Raw genomic sequence first — 24,403 nt, forward strand, 5'->3', positions numbered from 1 at the left:
GGATCAGGCGAGTTGGTGGTCGAAGGACGGCGGTCGATCCTTGGGATCGCGGCCAAAGGCGGGATTGGGCTTCGCGCCCATGGTAAAGGACAGGGTGCCGCCCTTGGACAGGGTGGCATGGTCGATCCAGCTCTTCGTCCAGGGGCGACCGTTCCATGTCACCGACTGGACATAGGGCGTGTCGGGGCGATTGCCCTTCGCCTCCACGACCAGCGTCCTGTTGCCGCCGACCGTCACCTGCGCACGCTCGAACAGCGGACTGCCGAAGACGTACGCGCCGCTGACCGGATCGACCGGATAGAAGCCGAGCGACGAGAACAGGAACCACGCGCTCATCTGGCCGCAGTCATCATTGCCGATGATGCCGTCGGGGGCGTTCTTGTACATCTCGGTCAGCAGGCGGCGGACCATGGCCTGCGTCTTCCACGGCGCGCCGACATAGGCGTAGAGATAGGCGACATGCTGGTCGGGCTCGTTGCCATGCGCGTACTGGCCGACCAGACCGGAAATGTCGGGCGGCGCGTTCTTCGGCAGGGTCGAGGGCGCGTTGAACAGGCCGTCGAGCTTGGCCTCGAACTTCGCATCGCCGCCCATGTGGCGGATCAGGCCGTACACGTCGTGCTGGTTGAGGAAGGTCGCCTGCCAGCCATTCGCCTCGGTATAGTCGCGCCACCAGGGCTTGGGCATGTGGCCGAGCTGGATGGGATCGTAATCCTTCCACCAGCTGCCGTCGTCGAAGCGCGGGCGGGCGAAATTGATCGTGGGGTCGATGACGTTGCGCCAGTTGCCGGAGCGCTTGAGCAGGCGGTCGGCCTCCGCCGTCTGGCCGACACGACGCGCGATATGCGACGCGGCCCAGTCGTCATAGGCATATTCCTGGGTCCGGCTGACGCTTTCGAACCATTTGTCGGCGGGGACATAGCCCTTGGCGTCGTACAGGTCGCGGCCCTTGCTATTGTCCAGGTCGGGCGCGGAGAAGTCGAAGCTGCGCTTGGCGATGCCGGGCCAGGCGGCGGCGTAATCGGCGGGAATGCCCTTCACCATCGCCTCGGCCATGATCGGCGTGCCGTGCCAGCCGATCATGATGCCGGTCTCCTTGCCCTGCAGCGTCCAGACCGGCGGGCCGTAAACGCTCTGCTGCGTCTGGCGGATCACGTCCTCGATCAGCTTCCTGGCCTGGGTGGGCTGGGTCAGGATCAGCCAGGGGTGAAGTGCGCGGTACGTGTCCCAGGTGGAATAGGTGCTGTAGGCGAACTGCCCGGCGGGGGCCGTGTGCACCTGTCCGTCCAGCCCGACATAGCGGCCGTCCACGTCGGAGAAGAGCGTCGGCGCGATCAGCGTGTGATAATTGGCCGACGCCATGATGACCCGCTGGTCGGTGGTGCCGCCCTCGACGCGGATGCCCCCGCTGACCGCCGCCCAGCGATCCATCGCGGCCCGACGGGTGCGGTCGAAGTCCCAATGCTTGGCTTCGGCGGCGAGGTTGGCCTTCGCCCCCGCGACATCGACCGCCGAGATACCGCAGCGGACCAATAGCGGCGCATCGCCGAGTTCGTCGAAGAACAGGGCGGCCTTCAGGCGGTTGCCCTTCACGGAGGTGCCGTTCGCGGGCGCATCGCCGTCGCCGTAAAGCTGGATGCGGCTGGGTTTCTTCGACAGTTGCATCGCAAAGAAGATGCGCCGCCCCTTCGCCCAGCGGAATACGCGGCGGGTGCCGGTGATCGTGCCGTCCGGCTCGATGGTCAGTTCGGCATCGGTGATCAGCGCCTTGGCGTCGCTCTTGTCGAGGACGAGGTGCGACAGGTCGACCAGCACATGCCCCGGACCCTTTGGATAGGTATAGCGGTGCCAGCCGGTCCGCTCGGTCACGGTCAGCTCGGCAAGGACGCCGGACTCCAGCTTGACGCGGTAATAGCCGGGCTGCGCCTGTTCTTCGGAATAACGCTGGCGATAGCCTTCATCGGGGTTGGCGAGCGGCCCCGGCGTCAGCTTCAACGCCCCGCGCGTCGGCACGACCAGCACGTCGAGCATGTCGCCGATGCCGGTCCCCGACAGGTGCGTATGGCTGAACCCCATGATCGAGCCATCGCCGTGATGATAACCCGAGCAGGTGTCCCAGCGTTCGACATCGGTATCGGGGCTCAGCTGCACCATGCCGAAGGGCATGACCGCGCCGGGATAGGTGTGGCCGTCGCCACCCGTTCCGATGAACAGGTTCGGTAGAACCGGCGGGGTGACCACGCGAGCGGCAAGCCTATCGAGCGGCAGGGTGGCGAGCGCGGTTCCGGCGAGGAGCGAGCGGCGGCTCAGGATCATGCAAACGTCTCCCGCAGAACTTCCGGCCTGGTGGCCGCGACATGGACGACCAGCTCGCCGAACAGGCCATTGGCCCAGGCGAACCAGTCGCGCGTGAACTTGGTGGGATCGTCGATATCGACCCCTTCGTGAATGAAGCCCGTACCGCCATGCGATCCACGGATCATCGCCAGGCTGGCGCGTAGCAGCGCAGGGTCGGTCGAGGTCAGCGCACGGGTGATGACCGACATCGGCCAGACCTGGCCCGGCCCGGTATGCGGACCACCGATGCCGCTGATCGCGCGCCCCTCGAAATACCAGGGATTGTTCCGGCTCCAGCAGGCCGCGACGGTGCGCTGCCACAGCGGATCGGCCGCGTCGACGCAGCCCAGATAGGCGAGGCCCGACAGCGACGGCACATTGGCGTCGTCCATGAAGACGGTGTTGCCAAAGCCATCGACCTCATAGGCCCATACCCGCTCGCCGCCGGGCAGCGTCATCGTGCCGAACTGCCTGAGCGCGGCCTCGACCTCGGCGGCGAGGGCGGTGGCGTCCTGCGCCAGCGCGGCCTCACCCACCGCGTTCGACAGGGCGGCCAGCTCGCGCAGCGTGGTCATCGCGAACAGGTTGGCGGGGATGAACTGGCCATAGAGACAGGCATCGTCCGAGGGGCGGAAACCCGAATGGATCATGCCGTTCGGCCGTGTGCGCAGACCGGTGCCGCGATACAACGTCTCGGTCGGCTCGGGCGCGGAGCGGCGGAAGCGATAGGGGCCAGGGCCGTCCTTGCGCTGCTGCTCGCGGAAGGTCTTCACGATCAGCCGTGCGGAGGTTTTCCACTCGGCATCGAACGGCGTGGTGTCGCCCGTCTCGCGCCAATAGCCATATGCCAGCCGGATCGCATAGCAGAGCGAGTCGATCTCCCACTTCCGCTCGGCGACGCCGGGCTTCATGTCGGTATCGTCCTTCAGCGCCCAGCTCAGGTTCGTCCGGGCGGTCGGGTCCTGCATGAAGGCGTTGGCGTAGGGGTCGATCAGGATCGATCGTGCCTGTCGCCCGATCAGCCCCCGGAACAGCCGCCCCAGAGCCGGATCGCGCTTCACGAGGTGCAGATAGGGCCGCAACTGCGCCGCCGAATCCCGCAGCCACAGGCAGGGGATGTCGCCGGTGATGACGAAGGCGTCGGGCTTGCCGCCCACCTCGCCGAGCGACAGCACCGTGGTGTCGAGCGTGTTGGGATAGCAGTTCCCGAACATCCAGCGGAGTTCGGGATCGGCGATCATCTTCGAGATGCGGGTAATCTCCGCCTCGACCGCTTTCGATACGAAACGGCGGTCGGCGACGGCCGGGCGCTTGCTCACGAAGCCGGGTGCGGCGGCGAAGGCCGGGGCGGCGGCCAGCGCCGCACCCCCGGCGATCAGTTCACGACGGGTGGGCGTCACTTGGGCAGGTCCTGTGCCTGGCCGGTCACGGTGAACTGCGTCCACTGGCCCGCCCCGTCACCCGGCTGGCCACCGCCGATATAGAGCTTGTAGGTGCCCGGAAGGATGCGCCGCGTGCCGTCGCGCCATACTTGGCTCATCAGTCGCGGATCGATGGTGAAGCGGGCGGTGCCCGCCTGGCCGGGCTTCAGCGCGACACGGGTGAAGCCGACCAGTTGCCGCTGTAGCACGGGATCGGTCAGGATCAGCTTCTCGTCGGTCGCGGGCGGCACCAGATAGGCCTGCGTCACCTCTTCACCGGCACGCTGGCCGATATTGCGAAGCTGCACCGCGACCTGGACGGGCTGTCCCGCCGCGACGCTGGCGGTCACGGTGGGCTGGCCATAATCGAATTTGGTGTAGCTGAGGCCATGGCCGAAGCCCCAGGCGGGCTTGCCGGTGAAGTAGCGATAGGTGCGCTCCTTCATGCCGTAATCGGCAAAGGCGGGCAGGTCGGCGGTCGAGTGATAGATGGTGACGGGCAGGCGGCCCGACGGGTTCACGTCACCGGCCAGGATCTCGGCCAGCGCGGTGCCGCCCTCGGCGCCCGGATAGAAGGCGGCCAGCGTCGCGGCGGGCTTGATCTCGCCCAGCGACACCGCAGAGCCCGATACGACGACCGCGACCACCGGCTTGCCGGTCGCCTGGAGCGCAGCGAGCAGCTTGCGCTGCATCTCGGGCAGCACGATGTCGGTGCGGTCGCCGCCAGCGAAACCGGGCACCGAGACGCCCAGCGCCTCGCCCTCCAGATCGGGCGACAGGCCGACCACCGCGACCAGCACATCGGCGGTCCCTGCGACCTTCAGCGCCTCTGCGGTCAGCGCTTCGGCGGGGGGCAGCCATTGCAGGCGGAAGCCTTCGTCGCCGCCCTTGTGGTCGATCTCGACGCGGATGCGGCGCGGTGTGCTGCCGTCGATGATCGTCTCCAGCTTCTTGCCGCCGATCACGTCGTCGATGACCAGCTGATCGTCGATATACAGCTTCACCGCGTCATGCGCGGGGCAGGCATGCCAGCAGGCCGGACCGTCGAGGCGCAGGCGATACTGGCCCGGCCCCGGCGGGGTCAGCGTGCCGGTCCAGCGACGCTGGAAGGGTGCGGTCTTGGTATAGTTGAAGTCGATGCGGCGATCCTGCCCGGCCGCCGACCACTGGCCGTTCGCGCCCATCGTCTCGACCGCGAGGCCGGTCTTGCCGTTCGCCGACAGCGCGGTTTCGGGGACGCCCACGAACGCGCCCTCGGCCAGCACCGAGCCTTGCGCATAACGAATGTCGCGACCGAACTTCGCGCGGATGCCCTCCAGCGGCGTCACCGGGTTGATCGCGGTGCCGTGGTAATTACCCTCCAGCACGCCCAGATCGTCGGCATTCGCGCCGAACACCGCGAGCGTCTTGCCCTTGAGCGGCAGCAGGTCGTTCGGATTGTCGAGCAGGATGATGCCCTTGCGCGCCGTCTCCAGCGCCAGCGCGCGGTTGGTGGGGGTGCCGAGCTGGTCGGGCTTGATCCGGTTCCATGGCGAATCCACGGTCAGCATCCGCCGCACCGCCAGCGCACGGGCCAGCGCGGTGTCGATCTCACCCTCGGTGATCAGGCCGCGCGTCACGGCCTCGGGCAGCGCCAGATAGGCCTTGCCGCAGTTCAGGTCGGTGCCCGCGCGCAGCGCGACGGCCGCGGCGGCGGGGGCATCCGGCTGGGCATGGTGGAACATCCAGATATTGCCGACCGCGTCGCAGTCCGACACGACGAGGCCGTTAAAGCCCCAGTCGGTGCGCAGCCGCTGGGTCAGCAGCATCGGGTTGGCGCAGACCGGCGTGCCGTGGATGGCATTGTACGCGCACATCAGCGACAGCGCCTTGCCCTCGGTCACGGTGGCGCGGAAGGCGGGGAGGTAGGTCGCCTCCAGATCGCGCGGGGACACCATCACGTCGAAGCTGTCGCGCCCGCCCTCGGGGCCGGAATGGACCGCCAGATGCTTGACGGTCGCGATGACCTTCGGATGCTTCAGGTCGGGACCCTGCAGCCCGCGCACGAAGGCGATGCCGATGCGGCTGGTGAGGAAGGGGTCCTCGCCATAGGTTTCCTGGCCCCGGCCCCAGCGCGGATCGCGGAAGATGTTGATGTTGGGGGACCAGATGGTCAGCCCCTGGTACAGGCCGCGATCGGCGTTGATGGGCTGCGTGTTGAACTTCGCGCGTGCCTCGGTGGCGACGACATCGCCGACCTTCTGGATCAGCGCGGTGTCCCAGGTCGCGGCCATGCCCATCGCCTGCGGGAACACGGTCGATGGCCCGTTGCGCGCGATGCCGTGCAGCCCTTCGCTCCACCAGTCATAGGCGGGCAGGTTCAGCGCGGGCTCGGCGGGGGCCTCGTTGACCAGCTGTGCCGCCTTTTGCGCGACGGTCAGCGTCTTGGCTTCGGCGGGCAGGGCGGGAGCGGCGGCCTGACCGGCGGCGGCGAGGAGAAGGAAGGGGATCACTGGGCGTCCTTCGGACCGAGGGTGTAGATTTTGAGCTCACGCGCCAGGGTGGCGGCGTCCGCGTCGCTCTGGATGGTGAGCGTGATGCTCTCGCCGGGCAACAGGTCGAAGCCATCGTCGGACGGTTCGGCCGGAGTGGTGCCGAAATTCACCTGTACCTGCCGCGCGAGGTTGCGGGCGGTGAGGGTCAGCTGCTTACCCGCCCAGCGCGCGGTGATGCCCGGCGCGGGGTAGAGCATGTCGCGCGGCACCTTCCGCTCGACGATCTGGCGGGCGATCACCTTCTCGCCGTCGAACAGTTCGGCGACGGCATAGCTGCTCTGGGGCGCGGCGGCGTTGAACAGTGTGGCGTCGGGGATGGTTGCGACATCGCTGGCCGAGGCGGCGGCCATGGTCACGCTGCCGCTTTGAGAGCCCAGCTTGGTGCCGTCCATCGCATAGCCGGTCACGCGCCAGCCCAACGGCTTGGGTGTGGTCGCGTCGGAGATCAAGGCGATCCGCGTCGCGCCGGGCCTGGTCTCGGCGACGATGGTCTGGGCCGCGAAGAAGCGACGCGCTTCGTGCTGGAGCATCTTGTCATGCCCGGTCCAGTCGATGCTCGACCAGCTGATCGCGGGCCAGCTGTCGTTGAGCTGCCAATAGAGCGATCCCAAGGTCACCGGGCGGCAGGCGCGGTGATGGCGTGCGGCGAGGCCGATGGCGCGGGCCTGCATCGCCTGGGAGAGGTAGACCAGATCGGCGAAGTCGCGCGGGTCGCGCAGATTCTGCTTCAGATAGAAGGTGATCCGGTCATTGCCTTCGCCCGCCAGGAATTTCTGGTGCGCCTTCATCACCGGGCTGTCGATGCGGAAGTCCGCCGGATCGGCAAAGGTCGCGATGGTCGACAGGTCCGGGAAAGCCTGGAAGCCATATTCGGACATGAAGCGCGGGCAGCTGTCGGTGTAGCGCTCGACCGGCTTGGAGCCCGACCAGACGTCCCAGAAATGCCGGTCGCCATCCTTGTCGGTGTCGGTCGGCCCCTCATAATCGGTCGAGGGCGAGCCCGGCCAATAGGGGATGCCCGGCGAGTTCTTGATGACCGCATCGCGCAGCACCCGGTCGAACAGCACGGCCATGCCAGTGCCGATCCGCTCCTGCTCGTCCGGGCCGACGGCCTTCTTGAACGCCTTGCGATCCGACCAGTTTTCCCAGCCCGACAGCACCTCGTTATTGCCCGCCCAGATGACCAGCGAGGGGTGCGATTGCAGGCGCGCGACCTGCTCCTCCGCCTCGATGCGGACATTCTCGCGGAACTTGGCGTCGGGGGGCGTCACGCTACCTCCGAACATGAAGTCCTGCCAGACCATCAGGCCCAGCTCGTCCGCCGCATCGTAGAAGCTGTGCTCGGGATAATAGCCGCCGCCCCAGATGCGGACGATGTTCATGTTCGCAGCGACGGCCTTTTCCAGCATCTGTCGCTCGGTCGCGGCCGAGACGCGCGCGGGGAAGGCGTCGAAGGGGATGACGTTGCTGCCCTTGGCGAAGATCACGTTGCCGTTGATCTTCAACCCGAAGCTGCCGTCCTTGCGCACCAGTTCCACGGTGCGCAGGCCGGTGCGCTTCTCGACCGCATCCGCGCCCGCCAGCGCCGCGTTTACGGTGTAGAGCGGATGCGCCCCGAAGCCGACCGGTTGCCAGCGCTGCGGCCTGGTGATCGCGACGGGCACGACCACGTCATTCTCGCCCGGCTGGAGCGCCACGTCGCGGCGCACCCGGATGCGCTTGCCGTCGGGGCCGGTGACGGTCACGTCCATCCGCCCCGTCTGCGCACGGTCGGCGACGACCAAGGCGCGGGCCAGGATGCGCGCTTCCGCATCGGTCAGCGCCTCCTGCTCGATCCGCAGATTGTCGATCCGCGCGGCGTCCCATGCCTCCAGCCGGACCGCGCGCCAGATGCCGATATCGACGATGCGCGGCGCCCAGTCCCAGCCATATTGGTATTTCGGCTTGCGGATATAGGGCGAGGTCTGGACGCCCTTGGGCTCGTCGCCATAGGGCGAGTCATATTCGCCGGGCAGCGGATGCTTCTCGGCCAGCACCATCGGCTGGAGCGTCTTGATCGGCGAGGCGAAGGTGACGACGATCTCGTTCGCGCCCGCCTTCAGCAGCGGCTTGGCATCCGCGCGCCAGCGGCGATGCGCATTGTCGGCGGCGAGCAGCGTCCGGCCGTTCACGCTGACGGTCGCGAAGGTGTCGAGCCCGTCGAACACCAGGTCCAAGTGATCGCGGCGCAGCATCTCGGGCGTGACGTCCAGCGATGTCCGATACTGCCAGCCGGTCAGGCCCGCCCATTGGATCGGCGCCTCGTTCGCGCCCTTATAGGGGTCGGGGACGATCTTCGCGGCGATCAGGTCCTGCTGCACGCTGCCCGGCACGGTCGCGCTCAGCCAGCCTGCCGCCTGCGGATGGGCGCTGGCGGCGGCGGCGTCCTTCGGGTCGATCCGCACCTGCCAGCGGTCGAGCGTCGCCACCGTCTTGGGCGCGGCCAGCGCTGGGAAGGGGAGGGCGAGCGCGGCCAGGATCAGGCCGAGGCGATGTTTCAAGACGATGTCCCCGAAAGCTGCATGTTCGCCCACGCCGGGCAGGGCATGGCAAAGCGGGTGGAAGGAATGTGGTCACGATCGGGGCAAAATGCGGGGCGCGCGGAGACGACGGGCAAAATCCCCCATTTCGTCAGGCTGTTGCGCGCCATCCTTCATCCCCGTTACCCACCGGCTTGTCGTATGCCGGTATTCTCATGATATGCTTTGGTATCATGACAAGGCAGGCGGGGGGCGTCCACCCATTTTCTGCGTCCGTGCGGGCCCGTCGGTAGCCTGCAACCGATTGGCTGCTCAGTGCGCCAGGCCGAGCGCCAGAAGACCGGTGATCCAGATCAGCAAAACGGTCATCGCCATCAGGCACAGGACCAGCGTCATGATCAGCCCCGATGCCCAGCCCAGACCATAGGCTCCCCGCGTCTGGCGCAAGAGGTGGACCGGAAAGGCCAGCATCAGCCACGCCACGCCCGGCAGATGCGCCAGCTTCACCCACAGGATCATGACCACCGTCAGCAGGCTGACGAAGCTGAGCGAATAGGTGACGAAGACCGCATGGTCGAACATCGCGACCCCGCGCTTCCAGACGAAGACCAGCCCCATGAAGGGCATCGACAACAGGATCAGCGCCCAGGAAAATTTATAGCCATTGGCCTCCATCTTGAAGAGGAGGAGTTCGGGATCGCGCACGGCATGGGCCAGTTTCGCGTCGAGCGATTTGGAGCCGGTGATGACGGGATTTCCGGCTTCGCCATGACCGGACGCTTCGGACACGCCGCCGCCCAGCGCATTGCTGGTCAGTTCGAGCTGACGATAGCGTTCGGCCAGTCGTGCACGCTCCGCATCGACCACCGCGACATTGCCCCTGGTCGCAACGATGGTCGCACGCTGTCGATCGAGTGCGGCGATCTGCCCTTGCGTCTTGAGGGCCTCGGCGTGGATTTCGGTTGCGGCCTGACGCGCATCGGGGGCCTTCAATGTCCCGATGCCGCCGAATATGGAATAGGCGATGTAGAGCAGGAAGACGCTGAACAGGTACAGCGCCAGCGGGGACAGGAAACGCCGCCGCTCCCCCGCGATATAGCGGCGGGTCAGCTCGCCGGGGCGGGTGACCAGCATCGCCATCGTCCGCCACACCTGCCCCTCGATATGCAGGACGCCGTGGCTGAAATCATGCCACCACGCGCCCAGCGTGCGATGGATATGCGACGACTGCCCACAATCATGGCAATATTCGCCGACCAATGCGGTGCCGCAGTTGCGGCAGCTTTCCCCGACCTGTGCGTGCATCCCACCCCCGACGCCGATCCCCATTGGCAGGACACGATAATTTTCGGGGCCGCGCAAGGACAAACGTCGCTGGGGTTACGGGCCTCAGCTTTGCGCGGACAGGCGGGTGTCGACCAGATCAAGCTCGCGACCCAGCCGCTGCGCCGTCTCCGAGCCGATCGCGCGGGCGTTGAGCAGTTCGAACACCGTCCGACGCTCGGCCCGGATCGCGGCCAGTCTCATGCGCCGCTCGATATCCTCGAACCGGCGCGCATCCGGATCGGCATCGCCTTCCAGCGTGTCGATGCGGCTGCGATATCCGTCCATCAGGCGCGAGGCGATCTCGACATATTGGTCGGCATCGTCGCGCCCCTCGGCCATTTCGTGCTGGAGCCGCTCCAACTCGGCGATGGCGGCCTTCGCGGCGGCGACGCGGGTGTGGTCGACCTCGCTCATGCCTTCCTCGACCGGCAGGGCCAGACCGCGCAGCAGCAGCGGCAGCGTCAGGCTGGCGATCACCAGCGACGACAGGATCACCCCGCACGCCAGGAAGATCACCAGGTCACGCGCCGGAAACGGCGTGCCGTCGGTCAGCGTCAACGGCAGCGTCAGGGCACCCGCCAGCGTGATCGCCCCGCGCGCGCCCGCGACCGACATGGCGGTGATGACCCGGCGCGGCGGGCTGGTGCGGTTGGGCAGGTTGCGCTGGCGGAACAGGGTCAGGCGCAAGGCGACCCAGGTCCAGGCGAAGCGAAGCGCGGCCAGCCCGGCGACGATCGCCACGACATAGAGCCCCAGCCACCACAAGGATGCATGGCCGGTCAGCATCACCGTGTCGCGCGCGCCCGCAAATACCTGCGGCAACTGCTCGCCCAGCAACACGAAGATGATGCCGTTCAGCGTGAATTGCAGCATGTCCCACACCGCCTGGCGCCGGATGCGGATGGCGGCCTTCACGCCCGACGAGACATTGGTGAACGACATGGTGATGCCCGCCGCCGCCGCCGCCAGCACGCCCGAACTCTCAATATGTTCGGCCACCAGATAGGCGGCGAAGGGTATCAGCAGGCTGACCAGGATGTTCGACCCGCTATCGTCACCGAAACGCCGTGCGAAGCGGTTCTTGGCGGTCACCGTGCCCCAGGCGATGGCGACGCCCAGGCCCACGCCCGACACCGCCATCCAGACGAAGGTCACCCCCGCCTGGCCCAGCGAAAAGGTGCCGGTCAAGGCGGCGGCGACCGCAAAGCGCAGGCACACCAGGCCCGAGGCATCGTTCAGCAGCGATTCCCCTTCCAATATGTGCATCATCCGCTTCGGGATCGGTGCCTTCTGCGCGATGGCGGACACGGCGATCGGATCGGTCGGCGACACCACGGCGGCCAACGCGAAGGCGACGGCATAGGGGATGGCCGGGATCATCCAGTGAATGAACAACCCCATGCCCAGCACCGTCAGGAAGACCAGGCCCAGCGCCAGCCCTAGAACCGCGCCCGCGTCGCGGAACAGTTCGTCCTTCGGGATGCGCCAGCCATCCAGGAACAGCAGCGGCGGTACGAACAGCAGGAAGAAGATTTCCGGGTCCAGTTCGACACGGATTTGCGCGATGCCGCCGATCACCGCACCCAGGGCGATCTGGACGAGCGGGCGGGGCAGGGCGGCGGGCAACAGGCGGGAGACGACCCCGCTCAGCACGACGGCGAACAGGAGGAACAGGCTGAGCGTAATGACGTCCAATCGGGGACCTTTCGGGTTCGGCGGTTGGATTGGCCATGGCGGCGGGCGGCACGACCGAAGATCTGCGAGACGATAATCGAATCGCGCGAGGCCCCATGAATGACATGAGGCGGATGGGTGGTTCAACCCGTTAAACGAGTTTTACGGGATGATGTACGTGGTCGGTGGCCCTTCATGGGGGCAAGAGGGTTGCGCAGGCTGAGTGCCGATCGACATTTCGGTCGCCCCCTATCTGGGCGGCTTTCACGAAGCTCATTCCTTCCCACCCCGGCGGAGGCCGGGGTCCAGTTGGCGTACGATGGCCAGTAGCTTTGATCGCTTCCCAACTGGGCCCCGGCCTTCGCCGGGGCGGTCCATATTTTTGAGCGTCGCACCGACTTTCCCAGAGGAATCTATCCAGGACAGGAATTAAGTGAATGTCGATCGACCATGGGCTTTGCGTGCGCCATACCGTCGCCCAAGCTGTTCCAACAAGTAGAGCTGGTGGACACCGTCCGCCCTCTCCTTTGCTCAAGGGACAAGTAAGAAATAGAAACTACGCCGTGCCCGACAGAACTTACGCCGCCGCGCGCATCGTCCGGTCGATGGGCGCCAGCGCCGCCAGGAACTGCTCCGCGCTGGCCCGCCAGGTGAAACCCTGACCATAGGCCGCACAGGTCCGACGATCGAGCGTCAGGGCACCCGCGATCGCCTGCTCCAGCACCTCGTTCATCACCCCCACTTCGGGGCTCAGCACGTCGATCGGTCCCTGGACCGGCAGCGCGGCGACGGGCGTGCCGCAGGCGAGAGCCTCGATCATCACCAGTCCGAACGTATCGGTCCGGCTGGGAAAGACGAAGACGTCCGCCGAACGATAGACGGCGGCCAGTTCCTCGCCGAACTTCGCCCCCAGGAAACGGACCTCGGGATATTGCGCGGCCAGGCTGGCGCGGGCGGGGCCATCGCCGACCACGACCTTGGTGCCCGGCGTCGTGGTATCGAGGAAGGCCGCGATGTTCTTCTCGACCGCAACGCGACCGGCATAAAGCTGCACCGGTCCGGGAAGCGCCGCCACGGCCGCATTGCGCGGGCCTTCGGGGTGGAACAGGGCGGTATCGACGCCGCGCCCCCAGTGTCGCGTCTGCGGCAGGCCATGCGCGTTCAGCGTCGCCGCGACACTGGGCGTCGAGGCCAGGATCGCCGCCGAGGGGGCATGGAACCAGCGGACATAGCGCCAGACAAATTCGGGACTGACCGCCTTTACCCGCGCCGCGACATAATCGGGAAACTGGGTGTGATAGGCGGTGGTGAAGGGCAGACCGTTCGACAGGCACCAGCGTCGGGCGAGCAGGCCGAGCGGCCCTTCGGTCGCGATGTGCACGGCATCGGGCGCGAACCGCTCCAGTGCGTGGCCGATTGCACCCGGGCGCGGCAAGGCCAGCCGGATTTCGGGATAGGTGGGGCAGGGCACGGACGCATAGAGATCGGGCGACAGGATCGTCAGTTCATGGCCCATCGCGCGCAACTCGGCCGTGACCGATTGCAATGTGCGGACCACGCCGTTGACCTGCGGGCTCCAGGCGTCGGTGACGATCGCGATACGCATGTGCCCGAACCTCTCGTATGTCAGGCGGCGATGGCGGCGGCGACCGGACGCTGGCGCCGGGCCTCCATCTCCTCGCCCCAGTGCAGGATTTCCATCGAACCGTCGAAATGTTCGACCAGCGCGGTGCAGCCCTCCACCCAGTCGCCGTCATTATAATAGGTGACGCCGTTGATGTCGCGGATCTCGGCGGTATGGATATGACCGCACACCACCCCGTCGACCCCGCGCGCGCCCGCAGCATGGGCGACGACTTCCTCGAAATGCGAGATGAAGGCGACGGCGTTCTTCACCTTGGCCTTGGCGTGCTTGGACAGCGACCAATAGGGGCGCTTCATCCATCGGCGGACGATATTCACCCAGCGGTTCACCTCCATGAGCGCGGTATAGGCGAAGTCGCCGACATGGGCGAGCCAGCGATGCGCCAGTGTGATCGCGTCGAACTCGTCGCCGTGCAGGACCAGCAGGCGGCGGCCGTCCGCCGTCTCGTGGATCGCCTTGCGACAGATGGCGATGCCGCCGAAATCCATGCCGGTGAACTGACGGAAGATCTCGTCGTGATTGCCGGGGATATAGATGACGCGGGTGCCGCGCTTGGCCCGCTTGAGCAGCCGCCAGACCACGTCGTTATGCGCGGCGGGCCAGTAGAATTTCTTCTTCAACCGCCAGCCGTCGATCATGTCGCCGACCAGGTACATGGTGTCGCTGTCGACGTGATCCAGAAAGTCGATCAGCATCTCGGCATTGCAACCGCGCGTGCCGAGATGGACGTCCGAGATCCAGATGGTGCGGTAACGGCGGCGCTCCTGCCCCTCGGGCTCTGGCGTCACGGGCGCGCGGGGGATGAAGTCGAGGATGGCGGCGTTTTCGTGCAACGAACCATCGATCGGAATGCTGGTGATCGGCATCGGCATAACCCCACGCTTGGCGTTGCGCGTGTCATGCCCGTCATCTGTGACGCCCGCGTCGCAGATCGATGACAGAGGCAAAGCACTTTGATGACGGGGGCAAGTCAGGGGTGAGGAAAAGCCCGCCGATCCTGGGGACCGGCGGGCTTTTTACGATGGGCTGAACGTCGTGTGCCTCACGCCCCTCCCGCAGGCGGGAGGGGATGGGGGAGGGAAAGGCCGCAGGCTTTGGTCTCGGTGAGACTTCATTCCCTCCCCTCGATCCCCTCCCGCTTGCGGGAGGGGATGCAGAAGGCAGTCTTAGAAACGCACCGCGACCGAGGCTGCATAGGTCCGGCCGTTCTTGTAGAAGGCGGTCGGACGGTCGGGCGTCGCGTTATACTGATAGTAGGTCTCGTCCAGCAGGTTCTGGGCGTTGACCGACAGCGTGATCTCCTTGGTCAGGTTCACACCTGCCGAGAAGTCGAGCTGGCTGTACGGCGCCACCATTTCGCGCGAGCCCAGGCGGCCGATCGTGCGGAAATAGCTCGAACGGTAGTTGTAGCTCAGACGCGCCTGGAAGATGCCGCTCTCGAAATACGGGATCACGTTGACGGTGTGACGCGACAGATATGGCAGGTTCAGCGCCGCACCGGTCGTGTCGACCGACGAAGTCGAGCTATCCTGGTACGAATAGTTCGCCTGGATGCCGAAGCCGCCCCAGATTTCGGTCTGACCCGAAATCAGCGCGCCATTGACCTTCGCCTTGCCGCCGTTGATCGGCTGGTTGACGTTATAGGTCGTCAGGGCGCCCGCCAGCGTGTTGAAGTACACCGCGTTGGTGCGCGTGTTGATGATGTAGTTCGAGATGTCGCGACGGAACAGCTCGACCGCCACCAACGAGCCGGCGCGCGGATACCATTCCGCGGTCAGTTCGTAGTTGGTCGACTCATACGGCTTCAGGTTCGGGTTGCCGCCGCCGCCATCGAGCGTGACGTTGTTGAGCGACAGCGACGCCGCCAGGTCCTCGTAGCGCGGACGCGAGATCACCCGGGCCACCGCACCGCGCACGATCACCTGCGGGCTGATCGAATAGGCCAGGTTCACGCTGGGCAGGAACTTCAGGTAATCGGTGGTGGTGGTGGTGGGCACCGGCACCGGATTGGCCAGGTTGCTCTGCGTCACGGCATAGCTGGACTGGTCGCGAGTATAGACCAGACGTCCACCGATATTGCCGCGCAGGCCACCCTGGTCGAAATTCGCCTGGATGTACGACGCCATCACGGTTTCGCGAACGCGGGTCGATGCGCCGATCTTGTTGACCAGCTGGCTGTTGATTGCCTTGGACAGGATGTCGATCACGGCCTGGTCGGGCAGGTTCAGATACTGGGTCGCATTGCCCGAACCGCCGGTGCCGTCGAACACGCCGCCCGGCGTCGCCAAGGTGGGCACGCCCAGCTGGTTCACCGTCATCGAGGTGGTCATGTAGGTGTTGATGCCACGCGCATCGAGCCGGTTGACGTGGTCGGTCACGCGGCTGCCCAGCAGGATCTGGGTGAAGGGGCCGAACTCGACCGGGATGGTCGCGTCATAGCCGCCGAAGATGTCGCGGTCGGTGGTGACGCTATAGTCCAGGCCGCCGATCTGCGCAGCAATCAGGTTCTGGCCGTTGACGACGACCGGACGGCCCTCAATCGTGGCGGCGTTGTTGTTCGGGTTGGTGAAGTAGTTGGCGGGGTTGGTCGGATCGCCGACATAGTTGACCGTCGCCGACTTCGGACCGAACGAATAGCTGAACGGCAGCTTGGTCTGTACGTTGAACAGATATTCCGGGTTGCGGCCGCCGGTCGCGCGCGACCAGCCACCGGCGAAGCTGACCTTCGCGCCGTCATCGCCTTCCCAGTCGGCGAAGAAGTTGAGGTTGTCGGTCTTCAGCTTCGACTTGCGGACCAGCGTGTCGAGCTGCGACGCCTGGTTGGTCGCGGCGCCGAACGAGGCCGAGTTGACCACGCCGTTGCTGATATTGGCGGTCTGCAGCACGTTGCCGGTCCAGGCACCCGGAATGGTGTACATCGACTGGCTGTAGTTGTTGTAGTTGCCGTCGATGTGCAGCCCGTTCAGGGTCAGCGTCAGGTTGTCGGCCGGGCGATACTGCACGGTGCCCGACACGCTGGCGCGCTCGCGGGTCTGCTGGAAATAGGCATAGTTGATGCCGAAGGGCGACGCGGCCTTGTACAGGTCGGCGATCGTGCCGCCGGTGATCGTCGCGTTCGGGCTCTTCAGGCTGAGCGCGCCGTTCGAGCAGTTGACGAACGGGCTGCTGTACGGACAGGAGGTGCCGGGTGCCGACGGGGCGGCATTGTCGTAACCGAAGAATTCGACGCCCGCGCGGGTCAGGCTCTGCTTGTCATAGGTCGCGGCGACCAGGAAGCCGAAATTGTCGGCCTGGTTGTGCCAGCTGTACAGGCCCGATCCGCGGATATTGGCCTTCTCGGAGCGGTCGTTATACGACACGCCGCCGGAGGCGAAGACCGAGTTGGGGTCGAGGTCGAGCGGGCGACGGGTGCGCACGATGACCGTGCCGCCCAGGCTGCCTTCCTCGATGCGCGGTTCCGGCGACTTGTAGACTTCGAGGCGGTCGACCAGCTCGGGTGCGAGCAGCGAATAGTTGAAGGTACGGCTGGAGGGATCGTTGTCGTTGCCGCCCCAGTCGGCCGAGGCCAGTGCATGGCCGTCGAGCAGCATGCGGTTCAGCGCCGGATCGGTGCCCAGGATCGCGACCTTCTCGCCCTCGCCGAAGCGGCGGTCGATGCTGACGCCCGGGATGTGCGACAGCGACTCCGCGACGTTGCGGTCGGGGAACTTGCCCACGTCCTCGGCGGTGATTACGTCGACGACGGCGTTGGCCTCGCGCTTGACGTTGATCGCGTTGCGAAGGCTGGAGCGGATGCCGGTCACGACGACGTCACCGGTATCGGACTGGTCACTGCCGGGGGCGGTCTGGGTCGGTGCGTCGGTCGGCGCGGTGGCCGTCTGCGCGAAGGCGGTGCCCTGAATGCCCGCGAGTGCGGTCGCCGTCAGAATCATGCCGCGAAAGCTCAACATGCTCAAATCCCCCCAATTCCTGTCGCGCCACCCCGCACGTTTCGATCATTGCGATACCGGGGAAGACAGGTGGGTTCCTCCCCTGACGAGCTTGTTATACGATTTGCTCGGACTACCAACCTGTAACCAAACTGACATTGGTCCGTAAACGGAAAAAATATGACTTTTCTGTTATGGGACCATTGGACTGGCAAATTGCGGTTTGTGATGCTTAAATGACGCACTGACGGACTCCTTCGCTTCGGGGCGGGGCGCAGGGGCGGCGAAATTCAGGGGGAGCGGATGATGGCGACACGACCGGCCGGGCAAAGGCCGCCGCTGCTGGAAATCTGTATCGACGACGCCGAGGGGATCGAGGCGGTCGTCCGGGCTGGCGCCGATCGGATCGAGTTGTGCGGCGCGCTGGGGCTGGGTGGTCTGACCCCCTCGGCCGCATTGGTGGCGCAGGCGGTCGCGTCGGGCGTGCCGGTGCATTCGATGGTGCGGCCGCGCGACGGCGACTTCCGCTATGATCCGGCCGATGTCGCCTTGGCCACCGACGAGATCCGGCGCATGGTGGGGCAGGGCGTTGCAGCTGTGGTGGTGGGCGCGATGGGCGACGACCAATCGCTGGACCTCGATCTCCTGGCGCGCTGGCGCGACGCGGCGAAGGATGTCGCGATCGTGCTCCACCGTGCGGTCGATCTGGTTGCCGACCCGGTCGCCGCAGTCGAGGCGGTGGCCGCGATCGGCTATGACCATATCCTGACGTCGGGCGGCGCGCCGACCGCCGAGCAGGGCGCGGACGTAATCGCCAGGATGGTCGTGGCGGCACGCGGGCGGCTTTCCGTCATCGCCGGATCGGGTGTTTCGGCGGAGAATGTCGCTGCGCTCATCGCCCGGACGGGGATCGATGCAGTCCATGCTTCTGCCAGTATCCGCGAGCCCTGGACCGATCCGCGCATCGTCGAAATGGGCTTTGCCGCCGGGCCGAGACGCCGGACGAGCACCGAAAAAATCATCGCGCTGCGGCACGCAATCGGAGAGGAATAAAAATCCAATGTATGCCAAATATAATACCTGTTGCCGGGTTGGTCATGCTGCGATAAGCCTCGTATCGAAGCGGGGCGTGGCATGAGCGACGCCCGGGCAAGGGGAGATGGCGCGGCCATGACATTCTCGGCGCAGGTCGGTTCTTTCCGAAAGGGAAATCCCGCGCCGCTGTACCTCCAGCTTCAGCAGTTGCTGCGCGATGCCATCACGAACAATGTGCTGGCCGAGGATGATGCGATTCCCGCCGAGCGCGACCTGGCGATCGAATATGACGTGTCGCGGATCACGGTGCGCAAGGCGATCGGCGGCCTGGTCGAAGAGGGTTTGCTGACGCGTCGTCGCGGGGCGGGTACCTTCGTCGCGGGGCGGGTCGAGAAGAGCTTTTCCAAGCTGTCGTCCTTTTCCGAGGACATGATCGCACGCGGCCGCACGCCGAGCAGCCAGTGGGTCAGTCGCGCGCCGGGCACCGTCACGCCAGAGGAGGCACTCTCGCTGGGCCTGTCGCCGGGCGCGCCGGTGTACCGGTTCCAGCGCGTGCGTTTCGCCGACGAAGTGCCGATGGCGATCGAGATTTCGACCATCGCCGGTTTTGCGCTGCCCGGGATCGAGGCGGTCGACCGCTCGCTCTATGCGGCGCTCGAGCGCGCGGGCAACCGGCCGGTGCGCGCGCTCCAGCGGCTGCGTGCGGTGCCGTTCGGGGCGGACCATGCCAAGATGCTGAATGTCGATCCGGGCCATGCGGGCCTGTTGATCGAACGGCGCGGATTTCTACGCGATGGACGGGCGGTGGAATATACCCAGTCCTTCTATCGCGGCGATGCCTATGATTTCGTCGCGGAGTTAACCGATGTCTGATGTGATGACCGCCGGTCGTGCGGGAACCGGCACCCTGATGGGAGCGGAAGCGGGGGAGGCGCCGGAGGCGATCGCCCGTCTGCTCGCGCGCAATGCGCCGACCGTCCGGGCGCTGGCCGAGCGGCTGCGTGCGGCCCCGCCGCCGGTGATCATCACCATTGCCCGCGGCTCGTCGGATCACGCCGCGACCTATGGCAAGTATATCCTGGAGACCAAGACCGGCGTGCCGGTGTCGTCGGCGGCACCCTCAGTCGCGTCGATCTTCGAGACGCCGATGAAGGTGCAGGGCGCGCTGGTCATCGCCATTTCGCAGTCGGGGCGCAGCCCGGACCTGCTGGCGACGGTCGAGGCGTACCGGGCGGGCGGCGCGCATATCGTCGCGCTCGTGAACGATGAAGAGTCGCCGCTGGCGACCGGCGCCGACACCTTCCTGCCGCTGTCGGCCGGACCCGAAAAGGCGGTCGCCGCCACCAAGTCCTGCCTGACCGCACTGGCGGGGCTGGCACAGCTCGCCGCCGCCTGGGCGGGCGACGAGGCGCTGGATGCCGCGCTGGAAGACCTGCCGGGCCAGGTCGAACAGGCGCTGGGCCTGGACTGGTCCTCGGCGGTCGAGGGCCTCCGCGGCGTCAGCCAGATGTTCGTGCTCGGTCGCGGTTACGGCTACGGCGTGGCGCAGGAAGCCGCGTTGAAGCTGAAGGAAACCTGCTCGATCCAGGCCGAGCCGTTCAGCGCCGCCGAGGTACGTCACGGCCCGATGCGGATCGTCGAGCCCGGCTATTCGGTGCTGGGCTTCGCCACCTCCGACGTGGCGGGCGAGGATGTGAAGGCGGTCGCCGACCAGTTCGAGGCACGCGGCGCCAAGCCGTTCGTCGCGGGGCAGGGCGGTGCGCTGCCCATGGTCGCCGGCCACCCCGCGCTGGAGCCGATTGCGATGCTCGCCAGCTTCTACCGCATGGTCGAGGCGCTGGCGCTCGCCCGTGGCATGGACCCCGACTCGCCGCCGCATCTTCAGAAAGTGACCCGCACGCTATGACCCGTTTCCGTTTCGTCAACGGCCATGTCGCGACCCAGGGCGGCGTCCTGCCCGGCGCGGAGATCACCGTCGATGGCGATCGTATCGCGTCGATCGGCGCGGTCGATGGTGCTGGCCAGGGTGGGGGCGACACGATCGACCTGAACGGCGGATGGGTCGTACCCGGCTATATCGACACCCAGGTCAACGGCGGCGGCGGCGTGTTGTTCAACGACCGTCTCGACGTGGACGGCATCGCGACCATGGCGGCGGCGCACGCCGTCTATGGCACCACCGCGATGCTGCCGACCCTGGTCAGCGAAACGCCGGACAAGATCGCCCGCGCGCTCGACGCCATCGACGAGGCGATCGAAGCCAAGGTGCCCGGCATCGTCGGCATCCATGTCGAGGGACCGGTGCTGAACCCGGCGCGCAAGGGTATCCACGATCCGGCGCGCTTCCGCGACCTGGACGAAGAGATGATCGCCGTCCTGACCCGCCCCCGCAAGGGCAAGGTCATGCTGACCATCGCGCCCGAGCGTGTGCCGGTGGCGACGATCCGCCGCCTGGTCGAGGCGGGCGTCCTGGTCAGCGCCGGACATACCGAGGCGAGCTATGAACAGGCGATCGCGGCGTTCGACGCGGGCCTGGTCGGCGTCACCCATCTCTACAACGCCATGCCTGCCATGCAGCAGCGCGTGCCGGGGCTGGCGGGCGCGACGCTCGACGATCCGCGTCCCTATGCCGGGTTGATCATCGACGGCTTCCACGTCTCCGCGCCGATGCTGCGCCTGGCGATGAAGGCGCGGCCGTTCGACCGGATGATGCTGGTCACCGATGCCATGTCGTCGGTCGGCGCGGTTGAAAAGGACTTCGTCCTCCACGGCCGCCACATCGACGTGTCGGGCGGCAAGTGCACCTACACCGACGGTACGCTGGCGGGCTCCGACCTCGACATGGGCTCGGCGGTCGCCAATGCGGTCGAGCAGCTGCGTATCAGCGTCGATCAGGCGGCGGCGATGGCCGCCACGAACCCGGCGGCGTTCCTGGGGCTTTCGCATGAGCGCGGCGCGCTGGCGACGGGTCTGCGCGCCGACTGGGTGGTGCTCGACGCGAGCCTGAAGCCGGTCGAGACGCGGATCGCGGCGGCGGAGCCGGTCGCGGCATGACGGTCGCGCGCCGCGACCTGTTGCTGGGCAGTGCGGTGGTGGGGCTGGCAGGCGGGATCGCGCCTGCCCGTGGCTTTGCCGCCACCGCCGTCCCGGCGAATGGCGCGGGCGCGCTTCCCATGCCGGCCCCGACCGACCGGCTGCCCGCAGCCCTGCCGGTGCAGGATGCGGCGCGCGTGCTGATGGATCGCGGCTGGCTGTTCCATGAGGGCGATATCGCGCCCGCCCCGCTCGACACGCACAACGCGACCTATGTCTCGGTCAAGGCGGGCAATGCGCGCGGCGCGGCGGCGGTCGATTATGACGATAGCGACTGGCAGGCGGTCGACCTGCCGCACGACTGGGCGTCGTTCCAGCCTTTCGTGAAGACCGCCAATGTTGCGCAAGGATATCGCCCGCGCGGCATCGGCTGGTATCGTCGCAGCTTCCGGCTCGATCCGGCACTGCGCGGTCGCCGGATCGAGCTGGAGTTCGGCGGCATTGCCACCAATGCGACCCTATGGGTCAATGGCAGCGTCGTCGCGCATAACTTCTCCGGCTACAACGCCATCCATATCGACCTGACCCCGTTCGCGCGCTTCGGAGACGAGGCGAATGTCGTCGCGGTCCGCGTCGATGCCGAGGCGATGGAGGGCTGGTGGTATGAAGGCGCCGGGCTCTATCGCCATGTCTGGTTGGGCGATTATGCGCCGGTGTCGATCGCGACCGACGGCGTGCATTGCGATCCGCGCAAAGGTGCCGATGGCTGGCACGTCCCCGTCACTGCCACGCTGACCAGCATCGCCGCGAGCGAGGCCGGCGTGACGGTCGAGGCGCGGCTGCTCGATCCGCAGGGCAAGGTCGTCGCGCAAGGGCAGGCGACCGCAACGGTCCCGTCGCTGGACGAGGCGACTGCCCATCTCGACCTCTCCGTCACCGATCCGGTACTCTGGTCGATCGAACGGCCGGTGCTGTACACGGTGCAGGTACGGCTGCTCCGCGACGGACAGGTGGCGGACGAACGGCGCGTGCCGATCGGTTTCCGCACCATCCGCTTCGACGCGGCCCGAGGCTTTTTCCTCAACGACAAGTCCGTCAAGCTGAAGGGCATCTGCCTGCATCAGGATCATGCGGGCGTGGGGACCGCGATCCCCGATGCGTTGATCGGCTGGCGGCTAGAGCGGCTGAAGGCGATGGGCTGCAACGCGGTGCGCTCCAGCCACAATGCGCCGACGCCGGAGTTGCTCGACTGGTGCGACCGGCTGGGCCTGGTCGTCATGGACGAGAATCGGCAATTCAATCCCGCGCCCGAATATCGCGCGCAGCTGGAGTGGCTGGTCCGCCGCGACCGCAACCATCCCAGCGTCATCATGTGGTCGGTCTTCAACGAAGAGCCGATGCAGGGCACGCCTTCGGGCGTCGAGATGGTCAAGCGCATGGCGCACTGGGTCCGCGCGCTGGACGACAGCCGCCCGGTGACGGCGGCGATGAACGGGGCGTTCTTCGATCCGGTCAATGTCGCGCAGGTCGTCGATGTGACCGGGTTCAACTATTATCAGGGCGATTACGACCGCTATCACCGGCTGAACCCGACCAAGCCGATGACCAGTTCGGAGGACACCAGCGCCTTCATGACGCGTGGTGCCTTTGCGAGCGATCCGGCGCGCCATATCGCGTCGAGCTATGACGACGAGGCGGCGAGCTGGGGCGACACGCATCGCGGTGCCTGGAAGAAGATCGCCGAGCGGCCTTACGTGGCGGGCGGGTTCGTGTGGACCGGCTTCGACTATCATGGCGAGCCGACGCCCTATGAATGGCCGACGATCGCCAGCTTCTTCGGCATCATGGATTTGTGCGGTTTTCCGAAGGTCGCCTTCGACATTCACCGTGCCGCCTGGGTCGATGACGAAGCGGTCGTCGCGGTCGCGCCGCACTGGAGCTGGCCGGGGCGCGAGGGGCAGCCGACCAAGGTCATGGTTCTCTCCAATGCCGAGCGCGTGGTCCTTCGCCTGAACGGCAAGACGGTGGGCGAGGCGGCGGTCGACCGGCTGATGGGCAATGAATGGACGATCCCTTATTCGCGGGGTCGGATCGAGGCGATCGCCTATCGCAGTGGCCGGGAGGTCGCGCGCGCTGCGCACGAGACGGTCGGAGCGCCGGTCGCGCTGCGGCTGACCCCCGCGCGCACCGTGATGGCGGGCGATACCGAGGATGCGCAGGCCATCACCATCGACGCGGTGGACGCCAGGGGGCGGCACGTGCCGACCGCGAACCTGATGACCCGCTTCGCCGTCGAAGGCGGCGCGATCATCGGCGTCGGCAATGGTGATCCCAATAGCCACGAGTCCGAAAAGGCGAGCGAACGCTCGCTGTTCAACGGCCTGGCGCAGATGATCGTACGACCCGATGCCGGGCGGGGACGGATCACGATCCGCGCGACGGCGGATGGCCTGAAGCCTGCGACGCTGCGGCTTGACCGGCTGGGCGTGCCCGCGCGCGCGCAGGTGCCGGTGATGACGGCGGAGACGGATGTGCGCGACTGGCGGCGCTCGCCACCGCTCGCCGCCAAGCCTTCGCCCGATCTCGCGCCCGCCGCCAGCGACAATAACGGCTGGGCCTTTGTGCGGGCCGGCACGCCCACCCCGGCGGAAGCGGCGGGGTGGCGGGTCTATCGCGCCAGCGTCACACCGCGGCGTGCGGTGGCGGCGCGTGGCGGTACGCTGCGTCTCACCTCGGTCGGCGGCATGGCGAGCCTGTGGGTGGACGGCGTGATGGTCGCCGAGAAACGCGATCCCAAGCCCGGCCCGATGACGGCGACTTTGCCGTCGGGGGCGGGCAAGCGGACGATCGTGCTGATCGTCGCGGGGCTGGGCAATATCGAGAGCGGTCTGCTGGGCCGGGTGACGGTGGCTCCGCGCTGAGGCCGGGGACATCGCTCGCGGGGAATAAA

Annotated in this window: 14 protein-coding genes; 5 read left to right on the top strand and 9 right to left on the bottom strand. The window is 66.8% G+C overall.

The features are described from left to right. Positions 1-3: 3 nt before the first annotated feature. The 9 genes from U1703_RS04465 to U1703_RS04505 all read right to left on the bottom strand — a co-directional run bounded on the left by U1703_RS04465 (position 4) and on the right by U1703_RS04505 (position 17,406). On the bottom strand, positions 4-2,316 hold the full coding sequence (locus U1703_RS04465; RefSeq protein ID WP_332784760.1) for a GH92 family glycosyl hydrolase: 2,313 nt from the start codon (positions 2,314-2,316) through the stop codon (positions 4-6). Beyond that, positions 2,313-3,737, bottom strand: a complete 1,425-nt coding sequence (locus U1703_RS04470) for a glycoside hydrolase family 125 protein (protein WP_332784761.1) — start codon at positions 3,735-3,737, stop codon at positions 2,313-2,315. The genes U1703_RS04465 and U1703_RS04470 overlap by 4 nt, the downstream gene beginning before the upstream one ends. Continuing rightward, positions 3,734-6,250: a glycoside hydrolase family 3 C-terminal domain-containing protein gene (locus U1703_RS04475; protein WP_332784762.1), complete on the bottom strand. Its 2,517-nt coding sequence runs from the start codon at positions 6,248-6,250 to the stop codon at positions 3,734-3,736. Before U1703_RS04475 ends, U1703_RS04470 begins: the two co-directional genes overlap by 4 nt. Next, entirely contained in the window at positions 6,247-8,832 is a 2,586-nt protein-coding gene (locus U1703_RS04480) for a beta-mannosidase (protein ID WP_332784763.1), read from the bottom strand. The genes U1703_RS04475 and U1703_RS04480 overlap by 4 nt, the downstream gene beginning before the upstream one ends. Before the next feature lie 291 nt (positions 8,833-9,123). Further along, positions 9,124-10,116 (bottom strand): DUF3667 domain-containing protein, encoded by a 993-nt coding sequence (locus U1703_RS04485; protein WP_332784764.1) that lies wholly within the window; start codon positions 10,114-10,116, stop codon positions 9,124-9,126. Positions 10,117-10,200: 84 nt separating this feature from the next. Then, positions 10,201-11,832 carry a Na+/H+ antiporter gene (locus U1703_RS04490; protein WP_320452144.1) on the bottom strand — a complete coding sequence of 544 codons (1,632 nt, stop codon included), beginning with the start codon at positions 11,830-11,832 and terminating at the stop codon, positions 10,201-10,203. 556 nt (positions 11,833-12,388) lie between these two features. Beyond that, positions 12,389-13,417, bottom strand: coding sequence for a glycosyltransferase family 4 protein (locus tag U1703_RS04495; protein ID WP_332784765.1), 1,029 nt, complete (start codon positions 13,415-13,417; stop codon positions 12,389-12,391). Between the two features lie 20 nt (positions 13,418-13,437). Beyond that, positions 13,438-14,322 carry a UDP-2,3-diacylglucosamine diphosphatase gene (locus U1703_RS04500; RefSeq protein WP_320452146.1) on the bottom strand — a complete coding sequence of 295 codons (885 nt, stop codon included), beginning with the start codon at positions 14,320-14,322 and terminating at the stop codon, positions 13,438-13,440. A 300-nt stretch (positions 14,323-14,622) separates the two neighbouring features. Then, positions 14,623-17,406, bottom strand: a complete 2,784-nt coding sequence (locus tag U1703_RS04505) for a TonB-dependent receptor (protein ID WP_320452147.1) — start codon at positions 17,404-17,406, stop codon at positions 14,623-14,625. 285 nt (positions 17,407-17,691) lie between these two features. On the opposite strand from U1703_RS04505, the gene U1703_RS04510 reads away from it, so the two are divergent. From U1703_RS04510 to galA, 5 genes are all read left to right on the top strand, one after another. After that, positions 17,692-18,438: a copper homeostasis protein CutC gene (locus U1703_RS04510; RefSeq protein ID WP_332784766.1), complete on the top strand. Its 747-nt coding sequence runs from the start codon at positions 17,692-17,694 to the stop codon at positions 18,436-18,438. A 117-nt stretch (positions 18,439-18,555) separates the two neighbouring features. Further along, positions 18,556-19,293: a GntR family transcriptional regulator gene (locus U1703_RS04515; protein ID WP_320452149.1), complete on the top strand. Its 738-nt coding sequence runs from the start codon at positions 18,556-18,558 to the stop codon at positions 19,291-19,293. Continuing rightward, positions 19,286-20,326: an SIS domain-containing protein gene (locus U1703_RS04520; protein ID WP_332784767.1), complete on the top strand. Its 1,041-nt coding sequence runs from the start codon at positions 19,286-19,288 to the stop codon at positions 20,324-20,326. Before U1703_RS04515 ends, U1703_RS04520 begins: the two co-directional genes overlap by 8 nt. Further along, a complete protein-coding gene (gene nagA / locus U1703_RS04525; RefSeq protein ID WP_332784768.1) occupies positions 20,323-21,474 on the top strand; it encodes an N-acetylglucosamine-6-phosphate deacetylase in 1,152 nt (383 codons plus the stop codon). The genes U1703_RS04520 and nagA overlap by 4 nt, the downstream gene beginning before the upstream one ends. Further along, a complete protein-coding gene (gene galA, locus U1703_RS04530; RefSeq protein WP_332784769.1) occupies positions 21,471-24,374 on the top strand; it encodes a beta-galactosidase GalA in 2,904 nt (967 codons plus the stop codon). Before nagA ends, galA begins: the two co-directional genes overlap by 4 nt. The last annotated feature ends 29 nt before the right edge of the window (positions 24,375-24,403 follow it).

The organism is Sphingomonas flavida (genome assembly GCF_036663655.1).
Lineage (GTDB): Bacteria > Pseudomonadota > Alphaproteobacteria > Sphingomonadales > Sphingomonadaceae > Sphingomonas.

Coding starts and splice junctions, on each gene's coding strand:
- U1703_RS04465 (WP_332784760.1), bottom strand. CDS start 2,316: ATGATCCTGAGCCGCCGCTCGCTCCTCGCCGGAACCGCGCTCGCCACC.
- U1703_RS04485 (WP_332784764.1), bottom strand. CDS start 10,116: ATGCACGCACAGGTCGGGGAAAGCTGCCGCAACTGCGGCACCGCATTG.
- U1703_RS04495 (WP_332784765.1), bottom strand. CDS start 13,417: ATGCGTATCGCGATCGTCACCGACGCCTGGAGCCCGCAGGTCAACGGC.
- U1703_RS04500 (WP_320452146.1), bottom strand. CDS start 14,322: ATGCCGATCACCAGCATTCCGATCGATGGTTCGTTGCACGAAAACGCC.
- U1703_RS04505 (WP_320452147.1), bottom strand. CDS start 17,406: ATGTTGAGCTTTCGCGGCATGATTCTGACGGCGACCGCACTCGCGGGC.
- U1703_RS04510 (WP_332784766.1), top strand. CDS start 17,692: ATGGCGACACGACCGGCCGGGCAAAGGCCGCCGCTGCTGGAAATCTGT.
- U1703_RS04515 (WP_320452149.1), top strand. CDS start 18,556: ATGACATTCTCGGCGCAGGTCGGTTCTTTCCGAAAGGGAAATCCCGCG.
- U1703_RS04520 (WP_332784767.1), top strand. CDS start 19,286: ATGTCTGATGTGATGACCGCCGGTCGTGCGGGAACCGGCACCCTGATG.
- nagA (WP_332784768.1), top strand. CDS start 20,323: ATGACCCGTTTCCGTTTCGTCAACGGCCATGTCGCGACCCAGGGCGGC.
- galA (WP_332784769.1), top strand. CDS start 21,471: ATGACGGTCGCGCGCCGCGACCTGTTGCTGGGCAGTGCGGTGGTGGGG.